Origin of the sequence: Paenarthrobacter sp. Y-19, from assembly GCF_029223985.1 — a bacterium.
Lineage (GTDB): Bacteria > Actinomycetota > Actinomycetes > Actinomycetales > Micrococcaceae > Arthrobacter > Arthrobacter nicotinovorans.
Map to the genome: position 1 here is coordinate 292,027 of NZ_CP119414.1, position 12,794 is coordinate 304,820.

Genomic DNA, 12,794 nt, shown 5'->3' on the forward strand with positions numbered 1-12,794 from the left:
GTTCGCTGAGCGGGGATCGCTGGTGGGGTTTCGCTGGTCGGGTTCGTTGGTTGGGTTCGCTACTAGAGCTTAACGTTGTGAGGCCCGCTCTGCGCCCTTCGGAGTATCCAAAGAGTGCAGAACGGGCCCCAAGAGGCAGCCAAGTCAGGCGTTGACGCGATCCTTCTTGTCGCCGTCGTCGTCTGCAGTGGCCCGGGCCTTGAACGCGTGGCCCTGCTCCGCATCCAAGTGCGTCGGCTTCTTGTTCTTCAGGGCGAAGATGTACACCAGCAGCGAGATGAAGATGGCCGCCGTGACGTAGGTGAAGAACAGGTCCACCTGGTCCGACTTCTGCAAAGCTGCACCAATCAGCGGAACCGTACCGCCGAACAGCGAGTTGGCGATCGCGTAGCCGAGGCCCACACCGAGCGCACGGATGGATGCCGGGAAGAGTTCGGCCTTCACCAAGGCATTGATGGACGTGTAGCCTCCCACCATCAACAGGCCGCCGAACATCAGCAGGAATGCCACGAACGGATCCTTGGTCCCGGCCAGCGCCGAGAGCAAAGGCCACGTGAACAGAACACCCGTCACACCGAACCAGATCAGCAGCGGCTTCCGGCCGATCTTGTCCGAAAGCATGCCGTAGACGGGCTGGAGCAGCATGAAGATGAACAGCGCCCAGAAGTTGATCACGGAGGTATCGGTCTTGGCTATTCCGGACGTATCGTTCATGAACTTCAGGATGAAGTTGGTGTACGTGTAGAAGGCAACGGTGCCGCCGAGTGTGATGCCGATGCAGATCAGCAGCGGCTTCCAGTGCTTGGTGAACAGGAGCTTCATGGTTCCCGGCTGGGCTTCGCCTTCAACCTTGACGTGCGCAGCACGCAGCTGATCGGCAGAGAGTGTCTCCTCCATGGAGCGTCGCAGCCAGAGCACTACCAGCGCGGCCACGCCGCCGATCGCGAACGGAATCCTCCAACCCCACGCGGTCAGGTCTTCCTTGCTCATGGTGTTCTGCAGGATCACGAGCACCAGGAGTGCCAGCATCTGGCCGCCAATCAGCGTCACGTACTGAAAGCTGGAGAAGAAGCCGCGGCGTTTGGCCGTAGCAGCCTCGGACATGTAGGTGGCGCTGGTTCCGTACTCGCCGCCCACCGAGAAGCCTTGGACCATGCGGATGAAGACCAGGAGGATCATGGCCCACAGACCGATGACGTCCTGGGTCGGCATGATCGCAATGGCGAACGAGCCGGCGGACATCATGGTCACACTGAGTGTAAGCGCGGCTTTACGGCCCTTGCGGTCGGCGTAGCGACCAAAGAACCAGCTACCGATCGGGCGCATGAGGAACGACGTCGAGAACACGGCCATCGCTTCAAGGCCGGCTTGGAGATCGTCCGAGGAGTTGAAGAAGTGCGACTGGAAATACGCCGCAAAAGCGGTGTAAACGTATACGTCGAACCACTCCACGAGGTTGCCCGCGGAGCCTTTGAGGATGTTGCTCACTGCCTTGCGTGTCTGGGCGGCTTCGCTCAGAGGTGCAGCTTGTTGGGTGCTCATCAATGAACCTTCCTGGCGGCTGCGCATGCGGCAGCCGTGTCTTGCATGAGTTCGTTCTGTCCATGAAGCTCGTGCTCATGGCGTCCTTGCGCATGGCTCTTCGTCGACTAAGAAAGGCCCTCTTGGGGTGAAGAGGACGTATTCCAAACTATGGGTGATGCACGGCACAACCAACGTGGGAGGGGATTTCCTAACACTTCCTTAGGTTTCGGGGTGAGGTGAAGTGGCCCGTTCCGGGTACAACCGACGCTTGCTCACATCCCTAGGGTTTGGTGGGGACGCTTGCTCACATCCCGGGGGTTTGGTGGGGACGCTTGCTCACATCCCGGGGGTTTGGTGGGGACGCTTGCTCACATCCCGGGGGTTTGGTGGGGACGCTTGCTCACATCCATCCGTCCATGATCGGGAGGGGCCTATTGATGCGAACGAGCTTCCAGATTGCGAGCCGTCCGAAGCCAGCTGCACTGGCTATGGACATTGAAAAGAAGATCGCGCCGTTCGGGGAGAGCCCGCCGAATGGCGCGCAGACGAGCAACGGGGCGAGGAAAAAGACCGCCACGTGGATCCATTGGTTGGTGATGCGTCGCAGGACGAGGCCGAGCAGAGATCCCGCGGAAACACCGATAGCCCACACTGGAATCAGGCTGTAAATGAAGAAGACGAGGGCCCAGCCCCCCGGTGACTGGACTGCAAGCAACAGGCAGAAAGTCAGATGCGCCACCGCGACGCCGACAGCGAGGCCTCCGCCTCCGATCACTACCCGGTCTTTCGATCCGTATCGCCAGCTATTCCGCGACCCAGGCGCCACCAGTCCGTACTCGGACTCGTCCGCCCAACTGTCATCGTTCATAGTTGCTCCCGGTTTGGTGAGTAAGGGTTGGGCGGATGGGGCGGTTTGGTGAGTGAGGGTTGGGCGGATGGGGTGGTTACGTGAGTGAGGGTTGGGCGGATGGGGTGGTTACGTGAGTGAGGGTTTGGGGCGCCCTGTGGCGATCTCGTTGAGCGCACCGGCCAACGATGGGTATTCAAATGCGAACCCCGCGTCGAGCAGTTTCCGGGGCTCCACCCACCGGCTCTTCAGCACCAGCTCGGTCTGGGTCCGAATGAGAACAGAGCCAGCCTCGAGCAGCCACGACGGCGTCGGGACGCCAAACGCAATACCAAGGCTCCGCCGAACCAGTGCCATCAGCTCCCGATTGTCCACGGTGTAGGGCGATGCTGCATTGACCGGGCCGCTCAGTTCAGGCCTGGCGTGGAGAAACAACACTGTCCGGAACAGGTCCTCCACATGGATCCAGCTGAACTTCTGCGTTCCGGGCCCCATGTGCCCACCCAAACCCAGCCGCGCAAGGTTCCGGAAAGGAGTCATGACCCCGCCGCCGGGACCCAGCACGATCGCAATCCTGAGCGGAATCTTCCGGGTCTCCGGCACAACAGCCGACGCCAACTCGTCTTCCCATGCCCGGGCAACGTCCACGGAAAACCCGCTGCCCAGTTCGCCTGCGATCTCTGACTGCGGACGGTCCTCGGCATGCCGATAAATGGTGCCGGTACTTGAGTTGATCCATGTCCTGGGCGGCTCGTCACATGCAGCAACGGCCCGGCCCAAGGCCCGTGTGGTCAGAACCCTGGAGTCCAGGATTTCCTGACGGTGGCGCTCGTCATAGCGGCAGTTCACGGATCGTCCGGCGAGGTTCACCAGCAGTTCCGTGCCGTCCAGCGCCTTGGTGATGGCGCCGTCGTCGTTCCATTGCGCGTCAGACGAAGGGCCGCGTCCAACCGTCCGCACCTGCCATCCGGCATCAGCAAACCGCCGTCGGAAGTAGCTGCCGATGAAGCCGCTCGCGCCCGCGATCACCACGGTCCGGGTCATCACGAGTCCTCCTTCACACTACGCACGAGTCCCAGGACGTCGTCAAACACCTTGCTCACTCCGGGAATTTTCGCGAGCGACAATCCACGAGCCACCAGCGGTGCCGCACCGTCGATCAGTTTTCGCGTGCGGCGTTGGCCCGCGGATTTGTCGTAAACCCAGAACAACGCGACGCCCATGTATGCCAGCCATAGCAGTTCGGGCAGATCGGCGCGCAGTTTCTTAGCGACCGCGGGGGAGGAGCCCTCGACGGCGGAACGGAAGATCGCGAGCGAAGCGTCGCGGGCGGCGGTGGACGCCTCGCCGAACGGGTTGACAGGCGACGTCGGCCGGATGGCCGTTGAGATGAAGTCGGAACCGAATTGGTGATACGGCGCCATGACATCGATTCCGGTGTGGAGGACCGCCTTGAGCCGGCCCGCGAGGTCTTGGACATTTTCGAGTGCCTGCGCTGCGGCAACTGCATGCTCATCCTGTACCTGGATGTATAGCTCTTGGACCAGTTCATCCTTGGATGCGAAGTAGTAGTAAGCATTGCCGACCGACACCCCGGCTTCCTGGGCGATGGCGCGCATGGTGGTTTTTTCAAAGCCGACCTCGCGGAACATTTTCAGCGCGACGTCGGCCACCAGTTGGCGGGTCTGCTCACTTTTCGCGGCCATGCGGTGCTCCTGACGGAAATTTTGAACGTGTTCAGAAATGAGTATGGCACATTATTGAACGTGTTCAAAAGAGGAGGGGGTGGGGTGTGAGGGAGGGTTTGGTTGAAGGGGGTGGGGTGTGAGGGAGGGTTTGGTTGTAGGGGGTGGGAGAATGGTGGAGGTGCCGGCTGCATGCCCCACCACCCCAGTGCTAATACAGCGGGGCTCCTCGGAACAGGATGCCTGCGCGAACCACTACGAAATGGATGACCCATGCCCTCGCCCTCCGGCTCCAGCACGCTGAGCAAGCCTGCACCCCGCTTCGCCTCGATCGGATCACCGTACTTCGGCATCATGCTTGCCGTCATGGCCGTGGTGCTGATCCTGTCCAATATCGGCGCCTCGAAGGGTGTGGTGCTCGGACCGATCATCACCGATGGCGGGTTCTTTCTGTTCCCGCTGGCCTACATCCTGGGCGATGTCATGAGCGAGGTCTACGGCTTCAAAGTGGCTCGCAAGGCCATCATCACTTCCTTTGCCCTCTCGGTGTTCGCATCCCTCTGCTACTGGGTGATCATCATCCTTCCCGGCTTCAACGACGACTACGGAACCGCCAAGCAGGCCGCCATCGAGGGCGCACTCGGCCCCGTGCCGCAGATCGTGCTCGCGTCGCTGCTTGCCTTCCTGGCCGGCCAGACCATCAACTCGTGGATCCTTGTGAAGATGAAGGCACGCACGGGTGAGAAGAGCCTGTGGGCACGCCTCATGGGCTCCTCGGTGGTGGGCGAGTTCGTGGACACTCTGATTTTCTGCAGCATCGCGGCGTCGGTCATCGGCATCACCGACGCCGGCTCGTTCGTCAACTACGTCCTGGTGGGCTTCGTCTACAAGACCGCCGTGGAGTTCCTGTTCGTGCCGGTCACCGTGCTGGTTGTCGGCTGGATCAAGAAGCGCGAGCCGAGCTACGGAGTTAGCTGAGTTCGCCGGAACAGCGCTGCGGGAAGCGGGATCTGTGCGAGATCGCCGGACACGAGCGGCGATCTCGCACAGATCCCGCTTCCCGCGCAGTCCAGGCGATCTCGCGAACCAGCACGACGGCGGTCCTCGCGGCCGGCGTTGAGCTCACCGACGGAGGGCTTTCAGGACGCCCGCTTTGAACTCCTGCTCCTGAAACAGGTCCCGCCACTCCACCCGGATAAAGAACCAGCCGTCCTCGACGAGTGCTTTCTCCCGGCGTCGTTCCTCGAAGATCACCCGATCCGTACGGGCGTACTTGAAGTACTTCACCTCTCCGTCGAACTCCAGGGCAACCTTCTCCTTCTTCCACGCAAAGTCCATCCGGTAGCTGCCGATCCGGCTTTGCACCTCTACCTGCGACTCGGGCATCGGCAACTTGAGCCGCTGGAGGAGATCACGGCACAGCGTCTCACCTGCGGATTCGGAGGCGGGGTCAGCATTGGCCAAGCATCTCCGCAGGGTCGTGACTCCTCGGCGTCCCGTTGAGGCACCGGCGCACGCCATCATGAGAAGCCTGTCGGCTCCGAGCCGAAGCGCATGATCCATGATGATCAGGGCCTGCGGGTAGCTCAGGGTCATGGCACAGTCCACCACCGTTCGTTCCAGGTCCGTTACGGGTAGGTACTCCACGGTGACGATCTGGGAGGCCGGCAACCGCAGCCTGTGGCCGCGGACATCCTTGCCAAGCCGGCCGCTGGAGGGGTTGGTGGGAAGAATGACATGGATCAGCTGGTCCACGTTCCATAGGAACAAGCCGTGCAGGCGGGCCGCGGAAGTATGGCTGTAGACGAAGTCCCCTTTGGACGTGACGAGAGTTCCGTGAGCATGCGCGTGAATCAGTTGTTTACCGCGGGCATCGACGGGCTGTTTGTCCCACGCCGCCTTTCGGACGTAGCATCCCCGGCGTACACGGAGAAGCTCACCCTTCCGGACCAATCCGGCGATTGCGCGTGAACCAAGTCCCAGTTCGTTGAGTTGCTGTGTGCGCCACAGTGTTCCCAGCTGGGGGAGGGTCGGCATAAGTTTCTGGCTCATGTAACCAGCCTTGGCTGCGCGTCCGCCCCAAGACAGCCCCTGCTGCCGCTATGTGGAAAATGCTTGAGATCGCTGTAGTCATGCCGACGACGCGGGAGCTGTGCGAGGTCGCGGCTCAGCTCCAGCGATTTGGAACCGGACTAGCGATTTGGCGCCGGACCCGCGATCTCGGGGCGGGCGCGCCAGCGGGAGCGCGCCAGCGGGCGTCGGGCCGGGAGCGAGCGCAACCCCGGCCTACGAGTAGTAGCGCCCCAGCGTCTCGGCCTTGAACTCAAAGAAGTCCCCGGATTCGATGGCAAGGCGGGCATCGTCCACCATCTTCACCACGAACCGCTCGTTGTGGATGGAGATCAGCGTTGCCGAGATCATTTCCTTGGCCTTGAACAGGTGGTGGATGTACGCGCGGGAGTAATTCACGCACGTGTAGCAGTCACAGCCGTCCTGCAGGGGGCCGAAGTCCGTCTTGTAGCGGGCTCCCGACAAGTTGAAGCGCCCGAACGGAGTGTAGAACGCGGAGTTCCGGGCCACGCGGGTGGGGGAGACGCAGTCGAACGTGTCGGCGCCGTTCTCGATGGCCGTAAAGATGTCGTCCGGCTCGGAGATGCCCAGCAGATGCCGCGGCTTGTCCTCGGGAAGTTCCTCGTTGCACCAGCGGACGATCGTGCCCAGGTTCTCCTTCTCCAGCGCACCGCCGATTCCGTAGCCGTCGAAGGGCATGGCACCGAGGTCCTGGCAAGCCTTGCGGCGAAGGTCCTCATACTGGGCGCCCTGGATCACGCCGAACAGTGCCTGGTACGGCTTGCCCACGCGGGACGCGGTCAGTGAAGCGTGCTCTTCCAAACACCGCAGCGCCCACAAACGGGTCCGCTCCAGTGACTCTTCCTGGTACGCCCGCGAATTTTGCAGCGTGGTGAGCTCGTCAAAGGCGAACATGATGTCCGCGCCGATCTGGTGCTGGACCTGCATGGAGATCTCGGGGGAGAAGCGGTGCCGGTCCCCGTTCAGGTGCGACTTGAACCAGACGCCGTCATCGTCAATGTGCGCCAGCCGCTCCTTGCCGGGAGCCACGGCGTCATCGGGGCCGGAAGAATCCACGTTCTTCATGTCGATGACCTTCTTGAACCCCGAACCCAGGCTCATCACCTGGAATCCGCCGGAGTCGGTGAAGGTGGGCCCGGACCAGTTCATGAACGCGCCCAGCCCGCCGGCGGCGTCGAGGATTTCGGGGCCGGGCTGCAGGTACAGGTGGTAGGCGTTGGCAAGGACGGCCTGGGCGCCGAGCTCGGCGATGGACTCAGGCAGCACCGCTTTGACGGTGGCTTTGGTCCCGACGGCGATGAACGCGGGCGTCTGGATGGTCCCGTGCGGCGTGGTGATGGTCCCGGTGCGGCCCAGGAAGGCGCCGCCGTTGGCGTCCACTTGAGCGTCCGACGGCGAGCACGTCTCAGTCAGGCGCGTGCCCACCGAGAAGGAGAACTCGGATTGCCGGTCGGACAAACCGGGCAGCGCAGGGGAAGAAGCAGGAGCAGGAACTGAAGCTGGCACGCTACCAAGTGTGCCAGCTTTACCGTGGGTAACCTGCCCGGGTAAGGCTACGACCCGTAGTTTTCAGCTTTCCAGTTGTCCCACGACGACCGGATGTCCGCCAAGGTGTGGGCCCCCAGATCGTACGTGGAGGCAATCACCATGGAGCCGCCGTCGGGCCTTTTCTCCGGAATTGGCAGCTGCTCGGCGACGATCAAAAGCCCATCCCCGTGCTCGGCGTAGCTGTGGACGGTGAGGCCAACCTGGTGCCGGCTCTTGAACCAGACCTTGCCGGAGATCTTCTCACCCGTCGCGAGAGTGAGCGAGTACTCCTCCCCAACGGGCGGCAAATCTCCGAGCCCCAGCTTCTCGATCGCGGGGCCGCCTTTGCCCGGCAGCGAGACGAAATGCGTCCGCCGGTGCCCGTGCGGGTGCCGTTCCAGGGCGAAGCGCAGCTGGTGCAGGAAAGTGAGCCAGCCCTGCGTGATGTCCTCGTCCCAGTCAGCCCACTCGGAATCGTGGTCCAGGGCGACCCTGGTGATTCTTACTTCCGTGCCGCCGGAGACGGGGTGCAGTTCAAAGATGTCCCCGCCGTTGACGGTGAGGCTGGTGTGATCGGGTCCTTCCACAACGTCCGTGTTGAAGTAGATTTGCTTGATTTCGTCGGCGAGATCGTCGGCTTCCCAACCGTGCCATTGGGCAACCAACGACGGTTCGCGCAGCATGGTCCAAACCTGCTGCGCATCGGCATTAACCACAACGCTCAGATTGTTCGTCATGGCCCCGAATCTACCGCCGTTGGCGCCCACATAACAGGTCTTGAATTTCCCGGAAAACGGCTTAGGCGCGGACCGATTCCAGTTCGTTTGCGATCCTTCGGGCCAGCTCGTCCTCGCCAATGGTCTTGGACCCGCCGTGGGCGCGCAGGAACATCAGCGCTTCGAGGCGCAGGAAGCGCCATTCGCGTTCGGCTTCGTGGTTGCCGTTGTCGATCGCGCGGAAGATTTCCTTGTCATAAAGGTTGGGTTCGTTGAGCGAGCGCTGCCGCACCCTGGCGTTGATCCGGGCCTTGAACGGGTCCTCTTCCTGGGACTCCGGTGCCCGGAGCAGCTTCTCGTAGACGGCGGCGCGTTCAGGCTGGCCGGCCTCGCGGCAGATGAAACTGGACAACGCCAAAGCACGCTCGATCGACGCCCACCGGTCCAGGTTTCCATCGAACGGCAGAACGTTCAGCAGATCCGCGACCTCCAAAGCGTGGTCCGGATCCCGCAGCACAATGCACAGATCGAATGCGAGGTTGCTGAGGTCCCGGAGGCAGCTACCGGATTTGGTGTTGATGCCCTTCGCGAGCCGGTCTGCGAGCACTTGCACGCCGTTTTTGCCCTTGTGGTTGGCCGCGGCGGCGCTCACCACAGCTTCCGGGGTTCCTTCGGGTTCGGGAATGAGCGCGAGTTCTTCAGCACTCGGTCCGGTGTAGGCGGGCGGCGTTTCCGGGCGTGGAGGCACGACGACGGCGGGTCCGGCGGGAGCATCGGCGTCGGCTTCGGAGGAGGTGCTGGAGTCCGTGGTGCCGGAGTCGGGCCCGGGCGAGTCGGCCGTGCCAGCGTCGCCGGCGTCCGCGCCTGAGCCGGCCGGAGCCCCGTCACCCACAGGAACACTGGACGCGACAGCGATCCGCACCGTGCCGCCGTCGTCCATTGCCAGGCGCAGCAAAGCGGCAACGCCGTAGTCATCGTTCTCGACGTCGATACTGATGATTTCCTGGGCCGGCCCGTCACCGGGCGGGAACACAAAGTCCCCGGGCCGCAGGTCCCCAGCCTGCTTCTCTCTGTACTGCTGTGTGGCTGGGCTGTGAGTCATCGGAAGTCCTTTGGTTCTCTTGGGGTCCGCCGTCCAGTCTACAAAGACGCGCTGCTGCCGGGGCCGGGACCCGCTAGAGGATCACGCCCGAGAATGCCAAAGCCTGCCGCACGAGGTTGCCCCGGCCGCCGTCGAATTCCTGCTGGACGTTCTCGCTCAGCACTTCCTGGGGCGTCATCCAGGTCAGTTCCAGGGCGTCCTGGCGCGGATCGCATTCTCCGGTCACCGGAATGACATAGGCGAGGGAAACCGCGTGCTGGCGGTCGTCCGTGAAGCCTGTCTGGGACGGCGCCGGGAAGTATTCGGCCACCGTGAAGGGAACGGGGCTGATGGGCAGCTGGGGGAAGGCCAGGGGGCCGAGGTCCTTTTCCATGTGCCGTAGAAGCGCCGCGCGGATGGTTTCGCGGTAAAGGACGCGGCCGGAGACGAGGTAGCGCACCATGTTGCCATCGGCGTCGCCCTGCAGGAGCGTGCCAACCTCGTTTACGTATCCGAGCGGATCCAGCCGGACGGGGACGGCCTCCACGTAGACCATGGGGAGGCGGCCGCGGGCTTCGAAGAGGTCCTCATCAGAAAGCCAGCCTGGATACGGGTCCGGTGTACGTACGCTCATGGTTAAGTTCTACCGCATCCCCGGCCGAAGTTCCGTGGAGGCATTCCGGTTGCCGGGGCCGTTACGCTCTCGGCTGTATTACGGATGGGAGCCGGGGGCCTTCTCCACCACAATCGACGCCGGCGCGGAACCGCCCACGGCATCCGGATTGGCCACGTACAGGACGTCCTCGCTGATCCTCGCCTCGATGTCCGCTGCCTTCAGCCGTCCCAGCAAGGGTTCCAGATCGCCGTCGTATTCGAACGCGAGGTCGCCGTTGGTGCTGTCCGCGCCGTGGATAACCCGCAGGACGCCGCCGTTCTTTGTGGTGAAGGAGGCCGATTCGTCGTCGTCGGCGCGTGGGCGTGCGCCGATGTTCCGGAGGTCGACGGCGGCCAGGGCCACCAGCGGGCTGACCCAGGTCGCCACGACAGTGAGGGCGGGATCAGCGTCGGCGGACGTGGCCCAGGAGCCATCAGCGGCACGCGTGGCCGGGAAGGCGAAGAACTCGAATCCGTCGTCCGACGAGATCCGGACGGCAGGCCCGTCGGGGCCATGGTGGACTTCGGCTTGCGTGCCGTCGTCGTCGGTACGCCGCGCGAACTCATCCAGGTCTCCTGCCTCGACGCTGAAGACCGTGCTGCCATCCAGGGGGTGTCCGTGCTCCACACGCCCCAGGGCGACGCGCCCGGAACCGGCGTCGAACTCCAACCAGTCACCGTCCTCGACGGTCACCACCAAACCCAGGGCCCGCATGAGTACGGACCACTGTTCCGGACGGGACGTGTAATGGATGGGGCGTGCGCGCAACATTGGTCCTCCAGGTTCCGGGTTTCATTCCAAGCCTATTCCGCGTGGCCGTATCCGGTCCTGCCTTTTCACCAGCAGAATGGGACCATGCCCATTGAGCTTGAGGAATTGGTGGTCAAAGACGGCACAGCCTGGCGCGCCTGGCTGGCTGAACACGCAGCAGAGAGCCCTGGCGTGTGGTTGATCCTGCACAAAAAGGGCGGCAACGTCACGGAACTGGACTACGACGCCGCCCTGGACGAGGCCCTGTGTTTCGGTTGGATCGACGGGCAGTCCCGGAGCCGGGACGCCGAGAGCTACTTCCAGCGCATGACCCCGCGGGGTCGTCGCAGCATCTGGTCCGCGCGGAACGTGGGCCATATTGCCCGGCTCGAAGCCGAGGGCAGGATGACAGACGCCGGCCGCGCCGCCGTCGGCGCCGCGAAAGCCGACGGACGCTGGGAAGCTGCCTACGCCGGCCCTGCCGACTCCGTGGTTCCGGACGACCTCGCCGCTGCCATCGCCGCTGTTCCTGAGGCGCAGGCCATGTTCGACGTCCTCACGTCCCAGAACCGCTTCGCCCTGATCCACCGCACCAACCTCGTCAAACGGGCCGATACCCGGGCGCGCAAAATCGCCGGGTTCGTGGACATGCTGTCCCGCCACGAAACGCCTTATCCGCAAAAGAAACAGCCCGCCACACCCCCGAAACCCGCCGGCTAAAGCGTGGCGGCGGCCTCGAAAGTCATCCAGGCCTGCAGTTGGGTGGAAAGTTCGACGCCGGCACCCGCCGGATAGGTCTCGGTCGCCGGACTCAGGGGGTTGGGGGAGAAGAGCAACGGAGTGTGTCCTGTCGGCGTGCCGCGCACCAGCTCCGGTGCTTCACGGCGGCCTGTCCAAAAGGCCCCGGCGGTGGCGAGGACCAGTTCGCGGGCAACCGTGCGCGCCTCCAGGGGAAGCCGTTCGTCCCGTCCCGCCAAAGCGAGGTAGCGGACCAGGATCCCGGTGAACAGGCCGCCGTCGCCGGTTCCATCGCCTCGGATCACCCGGGTGCCGGGAACCGTCAACTCCCGGTCAACGGCCGCAACCAGGTGCGCTGCCCGTTCAAGGTTGTCCGGGCCGCCGAGTTCCAGGAGCGCCCCAAGAACCGGGCCTTGGTTGTAGGTGTACACGGCTTCCTCCAGGACGGGTTCACCGTTCCTGATCCGGATCCCGTCCTGATAAACGCCGCGTTCGGGATGAAGCAGCCTGGAATTGAGCCAGCCCACCAGGGCCTGTGCCCGCTCGCGGCGGCCGGTCCGGGCGAAATACAGGGCCACGGGTGCGGTAGCAGGAGTGTTCTTGAAGTCCCTCTTGGTACTCCAGAACGTCCCGCCGCCCAGGTCATCAGTGGACGCAGAATCGAACTGCAGCGTCAACCGTTTTTGGACGTAAGCGTTGCGTCGGCGCCCCGGCTTCCGGGTCTCCTCCGCGAGCCTTTCGAGCCTGAGCGTTGAGAGGGCGAGCCATGCCATGTCGTCGTAGTAGTGGTTCTCGAACCTGAACAGGTTCCTAAGCCGGATAGTGGTGACCAGCCGGGAAGCGAGCCTTCCGGCGCTCGGGCGGGACCCGCCGTCGAACCTTGTTTTCCTGGCGAGCTCCCGGCGACCCGTGTCCACCAGGCAATCCACATAATGTGCCTGCCACCAGTAGTGCCAGGGGCCCAGCAGGCTGCGGAGCGTGTTCCCCGGGATCCTGATGGCGCCGATGTGCGTGCCGGGCAGGAAGAGCAGCCGCCGCCCGAAGCTGCGGGTCACGGAACGGGCTGCCTGGTCGGCGCGGCCGGCCCAATCGGCATCATCCGGGGTGGGAAGCGGTTGGTTGTCGAGGGCATCGTGCACGGGCATGGGAACAGCCTATCCGGGGACCGGGTGTGCACTGG

At 63.6% G+C, this 12,794-nt stretch carries 13 protein-coding genes; 2 read left to right on the forward strand and 11 right to left on the reverse strand.

Annotation, left to right across the window (positions count from 1 at the left end; genetic code table 11):
* Positions 1-144 precede the first annotated feature (144 nt).
* The 4 genes from PYR64_RS01430 to PYR64_RS01445 all read right to left on the reverse strand — a co-directional run bounded on the left by PYR64_RS01430 (position 145) and on the right by PYR64_RS01445 (position 4,077).
* On the reverse strand, positions 145-1,542 hold the full coding sequence (locus PYR64_RS01430; RefSeq protein ID WP_018778025.1) for an MFS transporter: 1,398 nt from the start codon (positions 1,540-1,542) through the stop codon (positions 145-147).
* 382 nt (positions 1,543-1,924) lie between these two features.
* The gene (locus tag PYR64_RS01435) at positions 1,925-2,392 is read right to left on the reverse strand and encodes a hypothetical protein (RefSeq protein WP_110504954.1); all 468 of its coding nucleotides are present in this window, start codon (positions 2,390-2,392) and stop codon (positions 1,925-1,927) included.
* Positions 2,393-2,500: 108 nt separating this feature from the next.
* Complete coding sequence (locus PYR64_RS01440) at positions 2,501-3,418, reverse strand: TIGR01777 family oxidoreductase (RefSeq protein WP_275777870.1); 918 nt, start codon at positions 3,416-3,418, stop codon at positions 2,501-2,503.
* Positions 3,415-4,077 (reverse strand): TetR family transcriptional regulator, encoded by a 663-nt coding sequence (locus tag PYR64_RS01445; protein WP_018778022.1) that lies wholly within the window; start codon positions 4,075-4,077, stop codon positions 3,415-3,417. The genes PYR64_RS01440 and PYR64_RS01445 overlap by 4 nt, the downstream gene beginning before the upstream one ends.
* Before the next feature lie 252 nt (positions 4,078-4,329).
* Here PYR64_RS01445 and PYR64_RS01450 point away from each other — a divergent pair, with 252 nt between their 5' ends.
* Entirely contained in the window at positions 4,330-5,034 is a 705-nt protein-coding gene (locus PYR64_RS01450) for a queuosine precursor transporter (RefSeq protein ID WP_018778021.1), read from the forward strand.
* A gap of 144 nt (positions 5,035-5,178) precedes the next feature.
* Here PYR64_RS01450 and PYR64_RS01455 read toward each other — a convergent pair whose 3' ends face one another.
* From PYR64_RS01455 to PYR64_RS01480, 6 genes are all read right to left on the reverse strand, one after another.
* The gene (locus tag PYR64_RS01455; protein ID WP_275777871.1) at positions 5,179-6,108 is read right to left on the reverse strand and encodes a type IV toxin-antitoxin system AbiEi family antitoxin domain-containing protein; all 930 of its coding nucleotides are present in this window, start codon (positions 6,106-6,108) and stop codon (positions 5,179-5,181) included.
* Between the two features lie 234 nt (positions 6,109-6,342).
* Entirely contained in the window at positions 6,343-7,653 is a 1,311-nt protein-coding gene (tgt, locus tag PYR64_RS01460; RefSeq protein ID WP_039239673.1) for a tRNA guanosine(34) transglycosylase Tgt, read from the reverse strand.
* Between the two features lie 47 nt (positions 7,654-7,700).
* Positions 7,701-8,411, reverse strand: coding sequence for an SRPBCC domain-containing protein (locus PYR64_RS01465; RefSeq protein ID WP_275777872.1), 711 nt, complete (start codon positions 8,409-8,411; stop codon positions 7,701-7,703).
* 61 nt (positions 8,412-8,472) lie between these two features.
* Positions 8,473-9,492, reverse strand: coding sequence for a DUF6707 family protein (locus PYR64_RS01470; RefSeq protein ID WP_275777873.1), 1,020 nt, complete (start codon positions 9,490-9,492; stop codon positions 8,473-8,475).
* 73 nt (positions 9,493-9,565) lie between these two features.
* Positions 9,566-10,105 carry an NUDIX hydrolase family protein gene (locus tag PYR64_RS01475; RefSeq protein ID WP_018778016.1) on the reverse strand — a complete coding sequence of 180 codons (540 nt, stop codon included), beginning with the start codon at positions 10,103-10,105 and terminating at the stop codon, positions 9,566-9,568.
* A gap of 78 nt (positions 10,106-10,183) precedes the next feature.
* Positions 10,184-10,897, reverse strand: coding sequence for a hypothetical protein (locus tag PYR64_RS01480; protein WP_275777874.1), 714 nt, complete (start codon positions 10,895-10,897; stop codon positions 10,184-10,186).
* Between the two features lie 84 nt (positions 10,898-10,981).
* Here PYR64_RS01480 and PYR64_RS01485 point away from each other — a divergent pair, with 84 nt between their 5' ends.
* Positions 10,982-11,596, forward strand: coding sequence for a YdeI/OmpD-associated family protein (locus PYR64_RS01485; protein ID WP_275777875.1), 615 nt, complete (start codon positions 10,982-10,984; stop codon positions 11,594-11,596).
* On the opposite strand, the gene PYR64_RS01490 is transcribed toward PYR64_RS01485, so the two are convergent.
* The gene (locus PYR64_RS01490) at positions 11,593-12,759 is read right to left on the reverse strand and encodes a glycoside hydrolase family 76 protein (protein ID WP_275777876.1); all 1,167 of its coding nucleotides are present in this window, start codon (positions 12,757-12,759) and stop codon (positions 11,593-11,595) included. The genes PYR64_RS01485 and PYR64_RS01490 overlap by 4 nt on opposite strands.
* Positions 12,760-12,794 lie beyond the last annotated feature (35 nt).